The organism is Curtobacterium sp. AC268, from assembly GCF_979258745.1.
Genome location: NZ_OZ409878.1, coordinates 961,070 through 980,489 on the forward strand (window position 1 = coordinate 961,070; position 19,420 = coordinate 980,489).

Here is a 19,420-nt window from a genome sequence, read left to right on the forward strand (position 1 = left end):
GCGAGTCCGTCGGACACTCACCGGACACACAGCGGCCACCGGGTGTTCACCGAGCATCAGTCGTCGACGCTCGCCACGGCGACGCAGCGCGCCACCCGCCCGCCCGCTGCCCGCACGGCACGGACGCCCTCAGCCATCGTCACGCCCGTGGTGACGACGTCGTCCACGAGCACGACGTCGCGGCCGTCGACACCGGTCGCACGCAGGGTCCCGACGGTCGCGGCGACGCGTTCCACCGCCGACCGCTCCTTCTGCCCGGGTCCGGATCGCCGGCGTCCGGCAGGGGTGCGGACGAGGCGCCCCGTGTGCCGGACACCACCACGGGCGAGCAGCAGCACCACCGGGTCGAACCCACGCCGTCGGGCACCCGCCCGGGACGGCGGCACCCGGAGCACCACGGTGCCGTCCGGGGCCGCGGCGAGCGCCGCACGGACGAGTGCACCGAAGCGGACGCCGAGCGGACGGGCGACGTCGACCCGGCCCCGGAGCTTGAGTTCGAGGACCAGGGTGCGGACCAGCCCCTCGTACTCGAAGGCCGCGTCGAGCCGGACACCTGCGACCAGCCGGACCCGCCGGGGCCGTGCGGCGAGCGCCGCGCGGCACGGTGGGCAGAGCGCGCGGTCCGGGCGTCCGCAGCCCAGGCAGGTGACGGGCAGGACGAGCCCGAGCACGGCGAGCAGGGCGTCGCGCCACGGGGTGGGGGCGTCATCAGGGGGCATGCCCACGACCGTGGCGGTGACCGGACGACGGCGGTGGGCCGGTGCGCCGGACGGTGGACGGGCCTCCAGGCCGGGTGGGGTGTGGAGGACCGTCGTCTCAGCGCTGGACGCCGAGCACGTCGGCGGTGACGCCCGTCGTGTCCCAGCCGCCCCCGGTGGACTGCAGGACGTCGCCGTTCGACATCCGGAGCAGCAGCGCGCCGCCGCTGCCCCCGCTGATGGCGGTGGCGCGCCCGTCGGGCTTCGGCAGGGTGCTCGACTTGCCGCCGATGGTGGTGCGGACGATGTTCGGACCGGTGGGCGTCTGCCCGACCGAGGCGACGTCGGTGTCGTTCACCCACGTGGCGTCGACCGCGGTACCGCTGGCGGCCTGCACCCGGACCGGGGCGCCGAACGAGGTCGGTGAGCGGTCGGTCCCGCGGATGATCGCCATCACGTACAGGCCGGGGCCGTCCGCGGTCTCGATGAGTGCGAGCGCCCTGGTCGAGTCGCGGGACACCTGGAACGACACGAGGTCGCCGCGCGGCAGGGTGGTGCGGACCTGGTGGGGGTCGCCACCGAGACCGTACGCGGTGATGTGTCGGGTGTCGGACCGCTGCCCCGCCCAGACGAAGCCGAGGTCGTCGACGGCGGGGGCGATGAGGTCGTCGCGGGCATCGACGCGCAGACGGTCCTTGCCGCGCACGACGACGACGCCGTCCCGGTTGCCGACGGCCGCGGTGGTGCCGGACGCCGACAGGGCGATCGAGGTCGGGTCGAGGCCGGCGATGGCGTCCCCGACGCCGCTGCCGAGTTCGGCGACCTTGCCGGTGCCGGAGGCGGCGTAGCCGACGACACCGTCCTCGTCGACCAGGGGTCGGGGGTCGACGTCGGGGTTCAGCTGGGCGTCCGCTCCCCCGGAGTCCGGCACCGACAGCGTCGCGCCCTCGATCGTCATCGAGACCGAGGAGATGGTGGCGACCGAGGCGAGGGACTTGCTGAGCTGTTCGCGCATCCGGACCCTGTCGACGGTGCTCGCGCGCAGGGCGTCGCTCGACAGGTCGACCAGGGCGGTGCCGCTGTCGATCGTCACCGCGTTGAGGGACAGCTGGGTGCCCTCCGGGAACGACGAGACGACGGCGCCCTTCAGCCAGTCGGCGGGGCCGGCGAGCAGGGCGCTGGCGATGCGCGTGCTCGTGGAGGAGCGTGCGAGGAACCAGCGCTGGTCGGGCACGAGGAAGCGGTAGGTCGGGTCGTAGAAGTACAGCGCGTGCGACTGGAACACCGACTCGAAGCTGACCGGCGACAGGATGATGCCGTCCGGGGCGTAGGCGATGCGCCACTCGCCGTCCTCGCGGACGAACTGGAACGTCAGCGTCGACGAGGTCGGGCGGACCGCCTGGGTGTACTCCCCGTCGGAGTCCACCGTGGCGCTGGCGGTCATCGTGTAGGTGAGCTCGCGGTCGTCGGCGCGCTCGACGGTGCCGCTGCCGTCCCGGATCGTGACGCCCTGCCGCGGGTTCCACCGCTGGGCGAAGTCGGCGGCCAGGAACTGCCGGGCGATCGCGTAGTTGTCCTGGGCACCGGTGGCTGCGGCGATGAACCCGCGGAGGATCGCCGTCTGGTCGGACCCGGTGATCGGTTTGTCCGGCCGGAAGTCGACGCCCGAGAGCGACTCGTCCTTGATCGTCTGCCCGGTGCGCACGGCACCGTCGGTCGGGATGGCCGCGCAGGCGGTGACCGCGAACAGGCTGACCGCGGCGAGCGCGACGGCGAGGACGTGGCGGATCCGGTGGCGCATCAGGACTCCTCTCGCACGGCGCGGGGGCCGTCGTACGACTCGTCGAGCTCGGGCAGCGGGATGGCCGAGGTGGCGGTGGTGCCCTGCTCGTTGCGGGGCAGGGTGAGCACGAAGGTCGATCCCTCGCCCGGTCGGGACCACACGTCGATGCGCCCGCCGTGGAGCTTCGCGTCGCCGAGGCTGATCGCGAGGCCGAGCCCGGTGCCGCCGATGGTGCGCTTCCGGCTCGGGTCGGCCCGCCAGAAGCGGTCGAACACCCGTGCGGCGTCCTCCGGCGGCATGCCGACGCCCTGGTCGCGGACGGCGATGGCGACGGTGCGTGCGTCGCTGTCGACGACGACCTGCACGGGCTTTGCGTCGCCGTGCTCGATGGCGTTGCCGACGAGGTTGCGCAGGATGCGGCGGACGCGCTTGGCGTCGAGCCGCATCGTGGTGTGGCCGCCGGGGGTCGCCAGCTGCAGCTCGACGCCGGCGCGTTCGGCGAGCGGACGGAACTCGTCGACGATGTCCGCGGCGAGGGACGCCGGGACGACGGGTGCGGTGTCGAGCTGCACCGCCTGGGCGTCGTACCGCGAGATCTCGAGCAGGTCGGCGAGGAGCATCTCGAAGCGCTCCACCTGGGCGTGCAGGAGTTCGGCGGACCGGCCGACCGACGGTTCGAACGCGTGCCGGGAGTCGTAGAGCATGTCGCCGGCGAGCCGGATCGTGGTGAGCGGGGTGCGGAGCTCGTGCGACACGTCGGACACGAACCGCTGCTGCACGCGGGAGAGCTCGGCGAGCTGGGTGATCTGGCGGCTGACCGCCTCGGCCATCCCGTTGAAGCTCCGCGCCAGGGTCGCCAGGTCGTCCTGGCCGCGCACCGGGATGCGTTCGTCGAGGCGTCCGGCGGCGATCTTCCGGCTCGTCTCGGCGGCACCGCGGATCGGCACGACGACGAGCCGGACGACGAGCGAGGTGACGAGGGCGATGAGCACCATGAGCGCCACACCGCCGATGGAGAGCGTCTGGGAGACGAAGTCCAGGGTCTGCTGCGCGTCGGAGAGGTCGTAGACCAGGTAGAGCTCGTACTGGCCGGCGCTCGGGATCTGCAGCGTGGACCCGACGGCGAGCCCCGGCACCCGGCGCCCGTCGTCGTCGAGTTCGACGGGCTGCAGGCTCAGCCGACCGGTGTTCTGCGCGACCTCCTTGCGCAGGGCATCGGTGATCACCGCGTCCGGGAAGCCCTGGCTGGCGATGGTCTGCAGCGTCTGCGGGGTGGACTGGTCCGGGCTCCGCTCGATCGCGATGCTCGTGCCACCCGGGCTCGTCGTGTTCGACAGGATCGCCTGCCGTGCCTCGTTCTGCAGCGTCTCGAGCTCGGACTGGTTGTTGTCCTCGCCCGCGGTCGCCGCGTCGAAGATCCCCTGGGCGACGATGGTGGCCCGGGCCGACTCCGACTCGATCTGGTCACGGCGCTGCGAGTAGACGTTCGTCGAGATGCTCACCATGACCGCGGTGCCGATGATCCCCACCGCGAGCCCCGTCGTCATCACGGTGATGGCGACCGAGCGGAACATGAGCGAGCGCCGCCACAGGTACGCGATCGGACGCCAGGCGCGTCGGAGCCAGCGCCGCATCCGGCGGCGGCTGCGGTCGACGACGCCGATCGAGACGGTGGCACCGCCGGCCCCACCGGCGCCGCTGGCCCGGCCGGCCCGGTTGGCCCCGCCGGCCCGGCCCGAGCGTGCCGAGCCCGACGGGCGCGTCGAGGGCGGCACGGTGCTCAGGCTCCTCCGGCGCGGTACCCGACGCCGCGGACCGTGGTGACGGTCTTCGGGTTGTCCGGGTCGTGCTCGATCTTCGCGCGGAGCCGCTGCACGTGCACGTTCACCAGGCGGGTGTCCGCCTTGTAGTGGTAGCCCCAGACCTGCTCGAGCAGCATCTCGCGGGTGAACACCTGGTTCGGCTTCTCGGCGAGCGCCCGGAGCAGGTCGAACTCGAGCGGCGTGAGCGCGATCACGGTGTCACCGCGGCGCACCTCGTGCCCGGCGACGTCGACCGTGACGTCGCCGACGTGCAGCACGGTGGCGTCGGACGCGCTCGGACGCAGGCGGGTCCGGATGCGGGCGACGAGCTCCTTCGGGTTGAAGGGCTTCACGACGTAGTCGTCCGCACCGTTCTCGAGCCCGAGGACGACGTCGGCGGTGTCGCTCTTCGCCGTGAGCATGATGATCGGCGTGCCGCTCTCGGCACGGATGCGCTTGCACACCTCGATGCCGTCGATGCCGGGCAGCATGACGTCGAGCAGGACGAGGTCCGGCTTGGTGGCGTGGAACGCGTCGACGGCGTCGTTGCCGTCGGCGCTGAACTCGGGTTCGTACCCCTCGGAGCGGAGCACGATGCCGATCATCTCGGAGAGGGCCTGGTCGTCGTCGACGACGAGGATGCGCGGTGTCATGTGATCTGGACTCCGGGTGGCGTGCGGGTGCCGTGGTCGGCACGTGTCCCCACACGATAGCCGAGGCCCCGCCGCGCCGGGTTTTCCGCCAGGATGGAGGTGGACCGTGCATCGCTCGCTCGGTCCGACACGACGAGGGGGCTGGAGTCATGTCCGATTGGCACACACCGGGCGGTGGGCAGCAGGGTGCGCCGACGCCGCCGGCGTCCGGACCAGGACCCCTGTCTGGAGGCCCGCCCCGCTTCTCCGTGCCGCCGCCGCCCGCCCCGGGGCCGGGTCCAGGGCGACCGGGCGGCCCGTCCGGCGGCTCGCGTCCGGTGATCCCCCTGCGCCCGCTCGGCCTCGGTGACGTCCTGGCCGGCGCGTTCACGGTCTTCCGCCGGAACGCCCGCGTGCTGCTGCTCTGGAGCGTGCTGCTGAGCGGTGTGCTCGGCCTGCTCTCGACGCTGGCCAGCACATTCGGGCAGCAGGCGCTGCAGTCGCGGATGTTCTCGGCCCTCGACGGCGGCAGCGGTGCCGACTCGGTGGTCGCGGGCACGCTGACGCTCACGGCACTGCTCTCGGTCGTGCTGCCGTTCCTCGCCTACCTCGGTCGCGGGTTCCTGGTGGCGCCGGTCGCCGCGGACACCGGGCAGCGGGTGCTCGGCCGTCGAGCCACGTTCCGGGGGCTGTGGGCGCTGCTCGCCGGCCGCCGGTGGTCCGTCGTCGCGTGGATGCTCGTGCAGATCGGGGCTGGCGTGGTCCTCGCGATCCTGGCCGGGCTCGTGTTCTTCGGGGTGTTCGCGGCCATGGGTGCCGCCGACTCCGGCGCCGGGTGGTTCGTGCTGGCGCTCGTGCTGTTCGTGCTCGGGATCGGTGTCGTCGTCGTGTGGCTCGCCACGCGCTTCGTGCTCACCGTCCCGACCATCGCCCTCGAGGGCCGGCCGGTCTTCGCCGCTGCCGCCCAGTCGTGGCGCCTGACCCGCGGGGCCTTCTGGCGGACCTTCGGCATCCTGCTGCTCGTGCAGCTCATGTTCGGGTTCGCCGCGTCCATCGCGTCCATCCCGCTCACCATCGGGGCCGTGCTCATCGGGGGCACCTTCGACCCCCTCGGGCAGACGGGCGGCACGTCGGGTGCGGGTACCGGTGCGGTCATCGCCATCGTCGTCGGGAGCCTGCTCGCGATCGCGGTGCAGTGCATCACCGACGTGCTGAGCGCGTCGATCACCACGTTCCTCGCCATCGACCGGCGGATCCGCACCGAGGCGCTCGACCAGCGGATCGCGTCGCACCTCGACTCGGGGCAGCCGACCGACCCGTTCGCGCCGTCCGAGCCCGTCGCACGCCCACCGTGGCCGCCGCAGCAGCAGTGGGGTGGCCAGCAGTGGCAGGCGCAGCAGCAACCGTGGCCAGCGCAGCAGTGGCCCGGGCAGCAGCAGCCCTGGCAGCCCGGTCAGCAGCAACAGCAGCAGCCCTGGCAGCCCGGTCAGCAGCAGCAGCCGTGGCAGCAGGGTCCGGGCCAGGCACCGCCGATCGGCTCCGCGTGACGGCGGTCGACCCGGACGAGGCGCGTCGCCTGCTCGAGCGCGAACTCGACCGGTCCGCCTACGACGGTGCCCAGGCGACGTGGTGGGACCGTGCCTCGCGCTCCTTCCTCGACTGGCTCGGGTCGCTCCGCGCTGACGGCATCGACTCCCCCGCTGCGGCCCGCACGGCGCTGGTGATCGCGATCGTGGTCCTCGTCGCGGTCGTCGTGCTCGTCGTCGTCGCCCGCGGACTCCCCCGCCGGCGCGCTCGGGCCGGTGACGGTGAGACCGGCGGGGTGTTCGACGCCGACGACCTGCGCTCCGCCCGGGAACTCCTCGAGGCGGCCCAGGGCGCGGTCCGCCGCGCCGACTGGTCTGCAGCGGTGCTCGACGGGTTCCGCGCGATCGCCAGGGGCCTCGGCGAGCGCGACCTGGTGCCCGACGTGCCCGGAGCCACCGCGCGGACGATCGCCGCACGGGGTGCCGTGCCGTTCCCCGCGTCGGCCGGTGCACTCGACGCGGCAGCGACCGCGTTCGACGCGGTCCGGTACCTCGGTGGCGAGGCCGACGAGGCCGCGGCCCTCCGCGTGCTCGACACCGAGCGCTCTGTCCGGCAGGCCCGCCCCGCCCGGGCCGAGGGACCGGTGGTACCGGCATGACGACCGACACCGCCACGCGGACGAGCACCAGGCCGACTCCGGCTCCGGTTCCGGTTCCGGTTCCGGTTCCGGTTCCGGCCGAGGGACGCCGGTTCCGCGTCGTGTTCTGGGTCGCCATCGTCCTGGTCGGCGTCCTGCTCGCCGCCCTGACCGCCCTCGTGCAGGGCACCGACCCGGACGCACCGCGCGCGCTCGACCCGGCCTCGACGACGGCCAGTGGTTCGGCCGCCCTGGTCCGGGTGCTCGAGCAGCGGGGCACCGCGGTCTCCGTCACCGACACCGTCGACGGCGTCGGGGGGATCGACGGCGGCACGGTGTTCATCGACGACGCCGACGGGGCGCTCGACCCCGACGTCGCGGAACGCATCGCCCGCACGGCGCGGCACGTCGTGGTCGTCGGCACGAGCGGCGCCGGACTCGAGGCGCTGCTCGGGTTCCCGGTCGACCCGGCCGTCCAGGTCGACGGTGACGCCACCGTCTCGACGGCCTCGTGCGGGATCCCGGCGGCGGCCTCGGCTGCCCGCGTCACCACCGCCGGCTCCGGGTACAGCGTGGACGACGACGCCGCCGAACGGTGCGCGCCGACGGGTGACGGCGGCTCGCGCGTCTGGGGACTCGTGCGCACCGCGACGCCGGGCGGCGACGTCACCCTGCTCGGCACGACCTCGGCGTTCCGGAACGACACGATCGCCACCGCCGGGAACGCCGCGCTCGCCCTCGGGCTGCTCGGCGCCGACGAGCGGCTCGTCTGGTACACCCCGGCCGTCGGCACCCCCGACGCCGCCCCGACCCTCGGCGAGCTCGCCCCGCCGTGGGTCCCGAGCGCCCTCGCACTGCTCGCCCTCGTCGCCGTCGCGGCCGGCGTCTGGCGGGGCCGACGGCTCGGCCCGCTCGTCGTCGAGCGGTTGCCCGTCGTCGTCCGTGCAGCCGAGACCACCGAGGGGCGTGCCCGGATGTACGCCCGCACCCGTGACCGCACCCACGCCCTCGACACCCTGCGCGTCGCCGCCGTCCGCCGCATCGGCCGGATGCTCGGACTCCCCGATCGGCCCACGTCGACGAGGTCGTCCGGGCCGCGGCCCAGGCCACCGGCATCCCGCACACCGGTGTCGGTGCCGTGCTCGTCGGCGGGACCACCGACGACGACCGTGCACTCGTCGACGGCACCGCTGCGCTCGACGACCTCGAACGCGCCGTGCGCCGGGCGACCTCCGGCGACCGACCGACCTCTGACCCCGACCGACCAGGAGCACGACCGTGACCGACCTGCCCCCTGCCACCACCGAGCACACCGCGCCGGAGCACGACCCCACGACCGCGGCCGGCTCCGACCTGCGCGACGCGTTCGGCCGGGTCCGCACCGAGGTCGCGAAGGCCGTCGTCGGCCAGGAGGGCGCGGTCTCCGGCATGATCGTCGGACTCCTCGCGCAGGGGCACGTGCTGCTCGAGGGCGTCCCCGGTGTTGCGAAGACCCTGCTCGTCCGCAGCCTCGCCGCCGCGATGACGCTCGACACGAAGCGGATCCAGTTCACACCGGACCTGATGCCCGGCGACGTCACCGGATCGCTCGTCTACGACGCCTCGACCGGCACGTTCCCGTTCCGCGAGGGTCCCGTCTTCACGAACGTCCTGCTCGCCGACGAGGTCAACCGCACGCCGCCGAAGACCCAGTCGGCGCTGCTCGAGGCGATGGAGGAACGCCAGGTGAGCGTCGACGGTGACGCCCGGGCGCTGCCGGACCCGTTCTTCGTCGCCGCGACGATGAACCCGATCGAGTTCGAGGGCACGTACACGCTGCCCGAGGCGCAGCTCGACCGGTTCCTGATGAAGCTCACGCTCGACATCCCACCGCGCGACGTCGAGTGGCAGGTGCTCCGTCGCCACGCCGACGGGTTCGTGCCGCGCGACGTCAGGTCGGCCGGCATCACCCCCGTGGTCGGCGTCGACGAGGTGGTCCGTGCACAGCGTGACGTGCGCGCCGTCGGCGCTCGCGACGACGTGCTCGCCTACATCGTCGACCTCGCCCGGGCCACCCGGCAGGCACCGTCCGTCCGCGTCGGTGTCAGCCCCCGCGGTGCGACGGCACTGCTCGCGGCCGCCAAGGCCTGGGCCTGGCTCACCGGCTACGACGCGATCACCCCGGACCACGTGCAGGCCATGACCCTGCCGGTCTGGCGGCACCGCCTGCGGGTCGCCGCCGACGCCGAGCTCGAGGGCGTCGGCGCCGACGGCGTGCTCCAGCAGGTGCTCGAGCAGGTGCGGGTGCCGATCTAGTGGCGGTCTCCGGCCGGTTCGTCGCGCTCCTCGCCGTCGCCCTCGTGCCCACCGTGCTGCTCGGCAGCGGGTGGGCCGGTCTCGCGTGGGTCGGGGTGGTGCTGCTCGCCGCGGCGCTCGACGTCGTGCTCGCCGCCGACCTGCGACGGGTCCGCGTGGAGCGGCGGATGCCCCGGCTCGCTCGACGCGACAGCACCGCGGACGGCACACTCGTGCTCGCCAACGACGGCTCCCGGACCGTCCGCGGTGTGGTCCGCGACATGTGGGAGCCGTCGGCCGGCCACCGTCCCCGCCGGATCCGGATGGCGGTCCCCGCCGGGGAGCGACGGACGGCCCGGATGCGCTTCACACCGTTCCGTCGTGGTCGACGCCGCACCACCGGGGTCGCCGTGCGGTCCTTCGGTCCCCTGGGCCTCGCCGCACGGCAGCGGGTCGTCGCGGCACCGGGCGAACTCGTCGTGACACCGCCGTTCCGCTCGCGGCGGCACCTGCCGTCACGGTTGGCACGGCTGCGCGAGCTCGACGGCGAGACCACGCTGCAGCTCCGCGGGCACGGCACCGAGTTCGACTCGCTGCGCGACTACGTGCGCGGTGACGACGTGCGGTCCATCGACTGGCGCGCCACCGCGCGACGGCAGGACCTCGTCGTCCGCACCTGGCGGCCGGAACGCGACCGGCGCGTCGTCGTCGTGGTCGACGCGGGCCGGGCGGGTGCCGGCCGGGTCGCCGACGAACCCCGACTCGACACGTTCATCGAGTCGGCGCTGCTCCTCGGCGCCCTCGCGGCAGCCGCCGGTGACCGCGTCGACCTGGTGGTGCTCGACGACACGGCACACGACCGGGTGCACGGCGCCACCCGCACCGACGTCGTGCAGCGTTTCGGCGAGGCGCTCGCGATGGCCGAACCCGGGCTCGCCGCGACCGACTGGGCATCCGTGCCCGCACTCGTCGACTCGATCACGACCTCGCGCGCCCTGGTCGTGCTCGCCTCGAGCCTCGACTCCGTCGGTGCCTCGGGCGACCTGCTCGCCGTGCTCCCCCGGCTGTCCCGACGGCACGCGGTCGTCCTGACGAGCATCGAGGACCCGGCCGTCCAGCGGATGGCGCGCGGCGGGGTGGACCCGGCCACGGCGATCCGGACCACTCGAGGCGGACGGGTGCCGGGCCTCCCGACCGGCGCGGAGCGCGACGTCTACCGACGCGCCGCTGCCGAACGCACCCTGCTCGACGCGGACGGTGCGGCGGACGTCGCACGGCGCTCCGGCGCCGAGGTCGTGCGCGGCGCACCGGCGGACGTCCCGCCGCTCGTCGCGGACGCGTACATCCGGGCGAAGGCCACCGGCCGGCTCTGAACCGGGACGGACGCTAGCCGGCCACCAGGGCGGTGGAGCCGCGCTCGAACTCCTCGAGGTCGCCGCGCTCCCCCGCTCGGTACGCGCGGCCGCCGAGCACCCACTGGTAGGCGAGCACCGCGACCAGGGCGAGGGTACCGATGCCGATCCTGATCGGCCACGGCCAGTCCTGCCGCGTCACCACGCCCTCGACGATGCCGGACAGCAGCAGGGTCAGGGTCAGGCCGATCGCGATGGTGATGAGTGCACGGCCGTCCTCGGCGAGGGCCTGGGCGCGGGTGCGTCCGGGCCCCGGTGCCACCCACGACCAGAAGATCATCAGCCCCGCACCGCCGGCAAGGAACACCGAGTAGAGCTCGAGCTGCCCGTGCGGGGAGATGTAGAGGAAGAAGTCGGCCAGGCGCCCCTGGGAGTGCATGATCGCCGCGGAGACCCCGAGGCTGACGGCGTTCTGCATGATCGAGAACGGCACGAAGACGCCGGTGATGCCGAACGCCACCATCGTCGCGGCGATGTAGGCGTTGTTCGTCCAGACCTGCGCGGTGAAGGCCCCGAGGCCACGGTCGGAGTAGTAGTCGACGAAGTCCTGCGTGGCGTACCGGCGCAGGGCCTCGTCGCTGCCGAACGTCGCCGTCGCACCGGGGGTGGTGGTGATCCAGACGGCGACGATCGCCGCGATCGCCACCGTCGCGAGCGCGACCCAGATGGTCACCCAGCGGATCCGGTAGAGCGCCGCGGGCAGCTGCCGCGTGAAGAACAGGGCGACGGCGGTCAGCGGGTCGACGGGGGTCCCGGTGAACCGCAGGCGGGCGCGGAACAGCGTCAGCGAGAGCCGGTCGCCGGCCACGGTGCGCGGTGCGGCGCCCCGGATGCGGGCGAGGTCGGTCGCGGCCTCCTGGTAGCCGGCGACGAGCCGGTCGACGTCCGCACCGGACCGGTGCCGGGCACGCGCCAGACGGTCGAGCTCCTGCCACCGGTCACGGTGCACCTCGGTGTAGGCATCCAGGTCCACGTGTTCCCCCTCAGGTCGCGCGATCTCCGACAGAATGATCCCATGCCGAAGCCCCGCACGCCGCGTGACCTCGCCGACGCCCGGTTCTCGCGCGACCTCGACGAGACCGCCGACGAGCTGGTGGTGGGCGAAGGCGTCGCGCTCGACGTCCAGCCCGCCGGACTCGTGCTGCGGCTCGCGGCCGCGCTGCTGGACGGCCTGTGCGTCCTCGTCCTGTTCGTGCTCGCGCTGTTCGGTGTCTCGCGGCTCTGGCCCAGGGGCATCGACCCGGCCTGGGGCGCAGCGCTCGGCATCGTGCTGCTCGTCGTCGTGCTGGTGCTGGTGCCCGCGGCGGTCGAGACCGTGACGAAGGGACGGAGCGTCGGACGGTTCGCCACCGGCACCCGGGTCGTCCGGCTCGACGGCGGCGCGATCGGGTTCCGGCACGCCTTCACCCGAGCGCTCGTCGGCCTGTTCGAGCTCTGGATGACGTTCGGCTCGGTCGCCCTGCTCGTCGCGCTGTTCGGCAGTCGGCCCCGGCGCCTCGGAGACCTGCTCGCGGGCACGATCGTGCAACACGAGCGCCTGCCGAAGCAGCGGGACCCCGAGGTGCTGCTGCCCCCGGAGCTGACGGCGTGGGCCGTCGTCGCGGACGTCTCGGCGCTGCCGCAGCGGTTGGAGAACCGCCTGGGGGCGTTCTTCCGCGGGGCTGCTCTGATGCGCCCCGAACTGCGCGAGGCCGCGGCGCAGACCCTGGCGGCCGAGGTGTCCGCGTTCGCGCACCCCGTGCCGCCCGTCCCGCCCGAGGTCTTCCTGGCCGGGGTCGTCGTGCTGCGGCGCCGACGGGACGTCCGGGCGCTGGGTGCCCGCGCAGAACTGCTCACCGCCGCGGGTGCGACGGCGGCGGCGCCCCCGCCGGGCTTCCCGCGCTGACGCGCGGTGCGGCGGCGCCGGCGCGCGGCGCCGGCGCGCGGCGCGCGGCGCCTGCGGCTCGCAAAACACCGGTGTTCGCAGGCTGAACACCCGCGCGCAGGGGTTCAACGTGCGAACACCGGTGTCTTGCGGAAGCGCAGGAACGCCGCGCTCAGTAGCGGTAGTGGTCCGGCTTGAAGGGACCCTCGACGGGGACGCCGATGTACGCCGCCTGCTCCGGACGCAGGGACGTCAGCTGCACCCCGAGGGCGTCGAGGTGCAGCCGCGCGACCTTCTCGTCCAGGTGCTTCGGCAGCACGTACACGCCGGTCGGGTACTCCTCGCGCCGGGTGTGCAGCTCGATCTGCGCCAGCACCTGGTTCGTGAACGAGTTGCTCATCACGAACGACGGGTGCCCGGTCGCGTTGCCGAGGTTCATGAGCCGCCCCTCGGACAGCACCAGGATCGACCGCCCGGTCGGCAGCCGCCACTCGTGCACCTGCGGCTTGATCTCGACCTTCGAGACGCCGGGCAGCGCCTCGAGCCCGGCCATGTCGATCTCGTTGTCGAAGTGCCCCACGTTCGCGACGATCGCCAGGTGCTTCAGCCCGAGCATCTCGTCGACCCCGACGACGCCCAGGTTGCCGGTGCACGTGATGACCATGTCGACGGTGTCGACGACGTCCGCCAGGCGCGCGACCTGGTAGCCGTCCATCGCCGCCTGCAGCGCGCAGATCGGGTCGACCTCGCTGACGATGACCCGGGCGCCCTGCCCGCGGAGCGCCTCGGCCGCACCCTTGCCGACGTCGCCGTAGCCGACGACGAAGGCGACCTTGCCGCCGATGAGCACGTCGGTGGCGCGGTTCAAGCCGTCGGGCAGCGAGTGCCGGATGCCGTACTTGTTGTCGAACTTCGACTTCGTCACGGAGTCGTTGACGTTGATCGCCGGGAACTTCAGCTCGCCGTTCCGGAACAGCTCGTACAGGCGGTGCACGCCCGTGGTGGTCTCCTCGGTGACGCCCTGGACGTCGGCCGCGATGCGGGTCCAGCGGTCCGACGACGTCTCGAGCGACCGCGCGACGGTGTCGAGCACGATCTTCCACTCGGTGCTCGCGTCCGGCTCGGCGACCGGAGCAGCACCGGCCGCCTCGGCGTCGGCACCGGTGTGCACGAGCATCGTGGCGTCGCCGCCGTCGTCCAGGATCAGGTTCGGCCCGGTCCAGTCGGCGCCGGCCGCGGCGGCCTCGTCGCTCCAGTCGAAGATGCAGCTGGTGCACCACCAGTACTCCTCGAGCGTCTCGCCCTTCCACGCGAACACCGGGACACCGGCGGGGGCGTCCGGGCTGCCGGTGGGTCCGACGGCGACGGCGGCGGCGGCCTCGTCCTGGGTGGAGAAGATGTTGCAGCTGGCCCATCGCACCTGCGCGCCGAGGGCGACGAGCGTCTCGATGAGCACCGCGGTCTGCACCGTCATGTGCAGGGACCCGGCGATGCGCGCGCCGGCGAGCGGTTGCGACGCCGCGAACTCGTCACGCAGGGACATCAGGCCCGGCATCTCGTTCTCGGCGAGGCGGATCTGGTGCCGGCCCGCCTCGGCGAGGGACAGGTCGGCGACGCGGAACGCAGCAGCGGTGCGGGTTTCGGTGGGCATGCCCACAGTCTTCCATGCCGGGAGGCGCGGATCACCAGCCGATCCCGGTCACGTCCCACGGGCCTCCGGTCCGACCGCCGCGGCACGTCGCGGACGCGAGCCGTCAGTCGGCGTCGCGCGGCAGCGGCTCGCGCCGCACCACCTGCCAGCCGCGCGGGACGCGCAGGGTGGCCGCGTGGCGGGCGCAGAGGTCGTAGCCGTGCGGTTCGACCCGGGTCGACAGCGGACCGACGACCACCATGGAGTCGCCGTAGTCGTACGTCAGGGTCGACGAAGCGCTGTTGGCACACGCCACCTTGCTGCAGATCCGCACGTCCATCTCGTCAGGGAGCCTAGCGGAGCGTCCGGCGCGCACCGGTCCCCGCGTACGATGTGGGGATGCGTCGGAAGCCTCGCCTCGTCACCCCGGTCGACCGCGGTCGGGGGCGCTCCCGGCACGGCCGAGGCGGGCGTTCGAGCGTCACCGGACCGGAGCTCGCCCCGATCATCACCCGCGCCGAGGCGTTCGACCGGATCGTCGGTGACAGCGCGCACTACCTGCTCGGTCTCTGGCCCGAGGAGCTGTCCGGCGTGGTGTTCCAGGTGGCGGACATGCCGAGCGACACGACCCTGCCGGACGAGATGCCGCGCTGGCGCATCGACCGCGACACCCGCCGCGTGACCGTCTTCCGGATCCCCGTCGAACGGGTGAACCGGAGCCCCGAGAAGGACGACTCGGACCGCCGCATCATCATCGAGACCGCGGTGTTCCGCGCGGTCGGCGAGCTGATCGGCAAGGACCCCTGGGACCTGGCACCGGACCGCTACCGCCACTGGTGAGCCGCCGCCGACGACGGGCTCGCCGCACCCGGCGTCAGGGGTAGACGCGGACCGGGGTGGAGACGTCGGTCGCCGGGCGCACCGGGAACCCGGCGATGCCGTCGGACCCGCGGTAGGTGACCCCCGCGACGATGCCCTCCGTACCGGTCAGCGTGAGCTGCTTCGCGGTCTGCACCGGGAGCGTCACCGTCGCACCGGACAGCAGGACCAGGTTGAGACGCTCGTCGCCCGACTGCATCGTCACGGGTCGGTCCTGACGGGTGGGGTTCACGAGGTTCAGCCGAACCCCCTCGCCCGGGGCGACGGCGGTGATCGTCCGGTCGCCCAGCGGCTCCGCGGAGGCGAACCACCCGAGGTCCGTGCCGGCGTCGTCGGTGGGCGTCGTGGTGCGTGCACCGGTGACGACCGGCTCGGTCGAGGTGACGGTGAACGAGTACCGGCCGTCCGGGAAGTCGTCGAGCGCGACGTCGGTGACGACCCCGGGCTCCGCGGTGGCGTTGACGGTCGTGCCGCCGCCGTCGGCCGTGCTGATGCCGAGGGTGACGCGAGCCGACTTCGTGCCGGGCACGAACAACCGGACGATCGGCACCGCGTCCGCCGTGTCGTCGCCGCGCTGGGCCGCCTGCGCGTCGGCGAGGACGACGGCGGGGATGACCTGCGAGCGCGACGGGGCCGCACCACCGGAGACGATGTCGTAGCCACCGGGGGTGAGGGTGCGGACGACGGACTCCTGCATGTGCGCGACGATCTGTCCGCCGGACGACGTGACGTGCACGACGGTCGAGGCGGCGTCGGACACGAAGCCCGACAGCGGGACGACCTTCTGCGTGTTCGGCGCGACGACGATGCCGGTGGTCCCGGGCGCGCTGACGGTCCCCGAGCCGTCAAAGATCGTCAGGTCGACCGTGGCGTTCACGTCGGTGGGGTTCGACAGCGTGACGAGGCTCGTGCGACCGGTCTCCGTCGAACCGCCGACCAGCCACGTGGACTGGGTCGGGTCGTCGCACGAGGCAGCGCCGGCGCCCACCAGGTCGCCGCTGGAAACGCTCTGGAAGCTGCTGCCCGCGACCTGCGGGGTCGTCTCGCCAGCGGGTGCCGTCAGGAGCCGGGGGTCGCTGCCGCCGGTGGTCGAGGGGTCGAGCGAGGACCGCTCGACCGTCGAACCGGTCGTCGCCGTCGCCACGGTCGCGGTGCCGACGGTGCTCGCCTGCGTCGCGTCGTTGCCGGAGTCGTCGGACAACCGCAGTGCACTGCCGGCGCAGACACGTTCGGCGGCGGCGGGGACCGGCGTCACGGTGCGCCCGGCGGGTCGACCCGGTTCGGACTCGGTGCCGATGGCGTGGGCCGCGGTGACGGCACCCGCGGCGACGACGACGGCGACGGCCGTGGCGGTGCCGCGGACGATCCAGCGCCGGACCGAGGAGGGGTTGGTGCTCATTCGTCGCGCTCCTCGTCGAAGGTGGTGGCGGGTTCCTCGGCCTCGATGACGTTCGAGGTGGCACGGCGGCGGCGCGGTGCCGTCGGGACCGCGAGCAGGGCTGCGGCGCCGAAGACCACGCCGAGCACGACGAGGTACAGCACGTGGGTGGCCTGGGTCGCGGCGGAGCCGGAGCGGGTGCGGTCGACCTCGCCCTCGTAGTGGAACAGCTGCCCGTTGGTGGTCTCACCGATGCTCGTGAAGAGCGCGTTCTGACCGATCGCACCGGCGGCCCGGTCGTGCACCGTCTGCGCCTCGGGGTCGTCGCCGGCGTCGTCGATGAGCACGAAGCTCACGCCGAGCTCGCGGAGCGCCGGCCGGGGGTCGTACCCGCTGCGGCTCGCCAGGTTGCCGGCGAGCGTGGTCAGCCGCGCGCCGGACTCGCTCAGCCGGAGTGCGGTGGCGTCGAGCGTCGACTGGTCGTCGAGGGTCGAGCCCTGTCCGCGCTCGAGCGTGACGGCGAGCGAACCGTCGTCCTGCGGGACGACGACGAGCGTGCCGACGTCGGGGTTCGCCTGGGCCTCGGCGTTCACGTAGGCGCTGAGCACCCGGCCCGTGGTCGGCTCGATCGAGGCGGTGCCGAGGTAGAACGCCGCGAAGGCCGGTGCCACGGCGACCCCGGCGAGCACGGTCGCGACGAGTCCGCTCACCGGTGCGGCCTTCGGCAGCACGTCGATGCCGATGCAGGCCGCGACCACCAGGGCGAGCCAGTACACGGACAGACCGCTGCCTGGCCAGACGATGGTGGTGGTCGAGCCGACACCGGTGACGGTGACGTGGGTGGCGGCGAAGGCCGTCGCGAAGCCGAGGAGTGCGACGACGAGCGCCGAGCCCGCGACCGCCCAGCGGTGTCCGAGCATCGCGCCGATCGCGGCGACGGCCACGGGGAGCGCGAGGACGGCCATCACGACCGGCAGGACCGTCGTGACGAAGGCCAGTCCGGACGTCGCGGGGAGCCAGCCGCTCCAGTCGGGCAGGGGCTGTCCGATGGCCAGCTGGAGCGCGGACGGCGCCCGGGTCGCGGACGGCACGCCGGGGTCGGCGAACACGGCGAGCAGGTTGCCACGGGCCGCCTGCGCCAGGATCAGCGGCAGGAACAGCACCGCGGTCGGCACCGGGATGAACACGCGACGGTGGGCCCGACGCCAGCCGACCAGGAGCGCCACGAGCCAGCCGATGAGCAGGACCGGCAGCAGCGACGGCGCGGAGGCGGCGACGACGGCGAACAGGAGCGACGCGCCGGAGGCCCACGCCCACGAGCGGTGCGCCTCGAGCACGGCGACGAACAGCCACGGCAGGACCAGGTGCGCGATCACGGCGCCGAGGTGCCCGGTGGTCACCGCGCCGACGAGCGACGGGGCGATCGCGTAGAGCGACGCACCGATGACCGGGACCCACGTGCGGGTCGTGACCTTGCGGACCGCGAACCAGGCACCCAGGGCGGACAGCGGGAACGCGACGAGCATGACGAGCACGACCGCGGTGGACGGCGACCAGAAGACGATCGAGCCGAGCACGGCGAGGACCGCGGCGAAGGGGTCGGACGGCCCGGTGAAGCCCGTGCCGAGCGAGTGGAAGCCGTACCCGACGTTCTGCCAGAGCTGCCCCGGGGTCGCGGAGAGCGGCAGGAGTCCCCCGCCGGTCAGGGCCGGCGACCCGAGCAGGGGGTAGAGCGTCACGACGCTGAGCACCGCGGCGGCCAGGACCACCCAGATGCCGCCGTCGCTCAGGAACGACGCCCGCGCGATCGGGGCGTCCTCGACCCGGGCGAGCTCGACGTCGCGCGAGGTGGTGCGGTGTTCGTGCACCCGTCGCCAGCTCACGCGGAGCGGCTCGACGGCTGCCCACCCGAGCTTCTTGGTGCGGGCCAGGTTCTTGCGCGCGCGCACGGCGCCACCGCCGAACGCGACGGCGAACGCGGCGGAGAGCTCGGGGACCACGGCGGCGGGGTGCTTCGCGAGGAGGTGTCCGAGCGCGCGGCCGATCGCGAACGGCACGAGTGTGAGCCAGTGCAGCCAGACCAGCGCGGCCGGCGCGTAGGTCATCCGGCGGTGCAGCTGCGCCTGCCGGTGCATCCGGACGCGCCGCGCCTCGGACAGGCGCTTCCGACCGAACTCCTCGATGGGTCCGGCGCTGGTGACCTTTGCCTCCGGCACGAGGGCGACGCGGTGTCCGGCGAGGCGGACCCGCACCGAGAAGTCGAGGGCCGCGTCGACGTCCGGCAGCGCAGGGTCGAAGCCGCCGAGTTCGTTCCAGACCGAGCGGCGCACGAGCATCCCGCCGGCGGCGACGCCGAGCACGTCGGTGTTGCGGTCGTGCTGGCCCTGGTCGAGCTCGTCCTGCACCAGCACGATCGACCGGCCGAAGCGGGTCATGCTCTCGCCGAAGGCACGGATGAGCGACGGGTCGTCGTCGGCGACGAGCTTCGGACCGGCGACGACGACGGACGGTGCGATCTCGACGGCGGACAGCAGCTCGGCGAGCGCGGTCGGTGCCGGCGCGTTGTCGTGGCCGAGGACCCACAGCCACTCGTCGACCGGCTCGTCGGTCGCTGCGGGCGGCGCGCTGCGCTCGCCCTGTCGGACGGCGTCGCCGAACGCCCTGCCCCCGGGGAGCCGGACGAGCTGCGCGGACCCACCGAAGGACAGTTCGGCGGTCGATCCGTCGGTCGTGCCGACGTCGACGACCACCAGGTTCTCGGGGTGGCGGGTCTGGGCGGCGAGCGCGTCCAGGGTCCGGTCGAGGTGGGCCGCCCCGTTGGCGGCGACGAGGATCGCGGTGACTCTGGGCTGCATGACGGGCGTCACTCTACGGTCTGGAGGCGCGGTGTCGGCTGCGGACGGC

15 protein-coding genes and 1 pseudogene are annotated in these 19,420 nt (G+C 73.6%); 7 read left to right on the forward strand and 9 right to left on the reverse strand.

Going from position 1 to position 19,420, the window contains the following annotated elements:
- Window positions 1–56: 56 nt before the first annotated feature.
- The 4 genes from ACZZ9K_RS04490 to mtrA form a co-directional block, all read right to left on the reverse strand.
- On the reverse strand, window positions 57–719 hold the full coding sequence (locus tag ACZZ9K_RS04490; protein WP_259409845.1) for a ComF family protein: 663 nt from the start codon (window positions 717–719) through the stop codon (window positions 57–59).
- A gap of 97 nt (window positions 720–816) precedes the next feature.
- Window positions 817–2,499 (reverse strand): GerMN domain-containing protein, encoded by a 1,683-nt coding sequence (locus ACZZ9K_RS04495; protein ID WP_138803721.1) that lies wholly within the window; start codon window positions 2,497–2,499, stop codon window positions 817–819.
- A complete protein-coding gene (gene mtrB, locus ACZZ9K_RS04500) occupies window positions 2,499–4,256 on the reverse strand; it encodes an MtrAB system histidine kinase MtrB (protein ID WP_260678885.1) in 1,758 nt (585 codons plus the stop codon). The genes ACZZ9K_RS04495 and mtrB overlap by 1 nt, the downstream gene beginning before the upstream one ends.
- Before the next feature lie 5 nt (window positions 4,257–4,261).
- Window positions 4,262–4,936 carry an MtrAB system response regulator MtrA gene (gene mtrA, locus ACZZ9K_RS04505; RefSeq protein ID WP_017888813.1) on the reverse strand — a complete coding sequence of 225 codons (675 nt, stop codon included), beginning with the start codon at window positions 4,934–4,936 and terminating at the stop codon, window positions 4,262–4,264.
- A 317-nt stretch (window positions 4,937–5,253) separates the two neighbouring features.
- On the opposite strand from mtrA, the gene ACZZ9K_RS04510 reads away from it, so the two are divergent.
- The 5 genes and pseudogenes from ACZZ9K_RS04510 (at window position 5,254) to ACZZ9K_RS04530 (ending at window position 10,726) form a co-directional block, all read left to right on the forward strand.
- Window positions 5,254–6,462 carry a glycerophosphoryl diester phosphodiesterase membrane domain-containing protein gene (locus tag ACZZ9K_RS04510; RefSeq protein ID WP_463443414.1) on the forward strand — a complete coding sequence of 403 codons (1,209 nt, stop codon included), beginning with the start codon at window positions 5,254–5,256 and terminating at the stop codon, window positions 6,460–6,462.
- Entirely contained in the window at window positions 6,459–7,100 is a 642-nt protein-coding gene (locus ACZZ9K_RS04515) for a DUF4129 domain-containing protein (RefSeq protein WP_463443415.1), read from the forward strand. The genes ACZZ9K_RS04510 and ACZZ9K_RS04515 overlap by 4 nt, the downstream gene beginning before the upstream one ends.
- Window positions 7,097–7,816: pseudogene (locus ACZZ9K_RS04520) on the forward strand (DUF4350 domain-containing protein); the annotation flags it as partial. The gene ACZZ9K_RS04515 and the pseudogene ACZZ9K_RS04520, both read left to right, overlap by 4 nt.
- 550 nt (window positions 7,817–8,366) lie before the next feature.
- The gene (locus ACZZ9K_RS04525; RefSeq protein WP_463444734.1) at window positions 8,367–9,374 is read left to right on the forward strand and encodes an AAA family ATPase; all 1,008 of its coding nucleotides are present in this window, start codon (window positions 8,367–8,369) and stop codon (window positions 9,372–9,374) included.
- Window positions 9,374–10,726, forward strand: coding sequence for a DUF58 domain-containing protein (locus tag ACZZ9K_RS04530; RefSeq protein ID WP_463443416.1), 1,353 nt, complete (start codon window positions 9,374–9,376; stop codon window positions 10,724–10,726). The genes ACZZ9K_RS04525 and ACZZ9K_RS04530 overlap by 1 nt, the downstream gene beginning before the upstream one ends.
- Before the next feature lie 13 nt (window positions 10,727–10,739).
- On the opposite strand, the gene ACZZ9K_RS04535 is transcribed toward ACZZ9K_RS04530, so the two are convergent.
- Window positions 10,740–11,738 (reverse strand): stage II sporulation protein M, encoded by a 999-nt coding sequence (locus tag ACZZ9K_RS04535; protein ID WP_463443417.1) that lies wholly within the window; start codon window positions 11,736–11,738, stop codon window positions 10,740–10,742.
- A 42-nt stretch (window positions 11,739–11,780) separates the two neighbouring features.
- Between ACZZ9K_RS04535 and ACZZ9K_RS04540 the strand changes: the two genes are divergently transcribed.
- Window positions 11,781–12,650, forward strand: a complete 870-nt coding sequence (locus tag ACZZ9K_RS04540; protein WP_463443418.1) for an RDD family protein — start codon at window positions 11,781–11,783, stop codon at window positions 12,648–12,650.
- Between the two features lie 151 nt (window positions 12,651–12,801).
- Here the strand turns inward: ACZZ9K_RS04540 and ahcY are convergent, their stop codons facing one another.
- Window positions 12,802–14,280 carry an adenosylhomocysteinase gene (gene ahcY, locus ACZZ9K_RS04545; RefSeq protein ID WP_463443419.1) on the reverse strand — a complete coding sequence of 493 codons (1,479 nt, stop codon included), beginning with the start codon at window positions 14,278–14,280 and terminating at the stop codon, window positions 12,802–12,804.
- A 103-nt stretch (window positions 14,281–14,383) separates the two neighbouring features.
- The gene (locus ACZZ9K_RS04550; protein WP_027466499.1) at window positions 14,384–14,599 is read right to left on the reverse strand and encodes a DUF3499 family protein; all 216 of its coding nucleotides are present in this window, start codon (window positions 14,597–14,599) and stop codon (window positions 14,384–14,386) included.
- 59 nt (window positions 14,600–14,658) lie between these two features.
- Between ACZZ9K_RS04550 and ACZZ9K_RS04555 the strand changes: the two genes are divergently transcribed.
- Window positions 14,659–15,099 (forward strand): metallopeptidase family protein, encoded by a 441-nt coding sequence (locus tag ACZZ9K_RS04555; RefSeq protein WP_071405768.1) that lies wholly within the window; start codon window positions 14,659–14,661, stop codon window positions 15,097–15,099.
- Window positions 15,100–15,133: 34 nt separating this feature from the next.
- Here the strand turns inward: ACZZ9K_RS04555 and ACZZ9K_RS04560 are convergent, their stop codons facing one another.
- Window positions 15,134–16,537 (reverse strand): DUF5719 family protein, encoded by a 1,404-nt coding sequence (locus ACZZ9K_RS04560; protein ID WP_463443420.1) that lies wholly within the window; start codon window positions 16,535–16,537, stop codon window positions 15,134–15,136.
- Window positions 16,534–19,371 carry a glycosyltransferase gene (locus tag ACZZ9K_RS04565; protein ID WP_463443421.1) on the reverse strand — a complete coding sequence of 946 codons (2,838 nt, stop codon included), beginning with the start codon at window positions 19,369–19,371 and terminating at the stop codon, window positions 16,534–16,536. Before ACZZ9K_RS04565 ends, ACZZ9K_RS04560 begins: the two co-directional genes overlap by 4 nt.
- Between the last annotated feature and the right edge of the window lie 49 nt (window positions 19,372–19,420).

Excerpts from the sequence above, each read along its gene's own strand:
- ACZZ9K_RS04495 (WP_138803721.1), bottom strand. The coding sequence starts at position 2,499 with ATGCGCCACCGGATCCGCCACGTCCTCGCCGTCGCGCTCGCCGCGGTC.
- ACZZ9K_RS04540 (WP_463443418.1), top strand. The coding sequence starts at position 11,781 with ATGCCGAAGCCCCGCACGCCGCGTGACCTCGCCGACGCCCGGTTCTCG.
- mtrA (WP_017888813.1), bottom strand. The coding sequence starts at position 4,936 with ATGACACCGCGCATCCTCGTCGTCGACGACGACCAGGCCCTCTCCGAG.
- ACZZ9K_RS04555 (WP_071405768.1), top strand. The coding sequence starts at position 14,659 with ATGCGTCGGAAGCCTCGCCTCGTCACCCCGGTCGACCGCGGTCGGGGG.
- ACZZ9K_RS04550 (WP_027466499.1), bottom strand. The coding sequence starts at position 14,599 with ATGGACGTGCGGATCTGCAGCAAGGTGGCGTGTGCCAACAGCGCTTCG.
- ACZZ9K_RS04490 (WP_259409845.1), bottom strand. The coding sequence starts at position 719 with ATGCCCCCTGATGACGCCCCCACCCCGTGGCGCGACGCCCTGCTCGCC.
- ahcY (WP_463443419.1), bottom strand. The coding sequence starts at position 14,280 with ATGCCCACCGAAACCCGCACCGCTGCTGCGTTCCGCGTCGCCGACCTG.
- ACZZ9K_RS04565 (WP_463443421.1), bottom strand. The coding sequence starts at position 19,371 with ATGCAGCCCAGAGTCACCGCGATCCTCGTCGCCGCCAACGGGGCGGCC.
- ACZZ9K_RS04560 (WP_463443420.1), bottom strand. The coding sequence starts at position 16,537 with ATGAGCACCAACCCCTCCTCGGTCCGGCGCTGGATCGTCCGCGGCACC.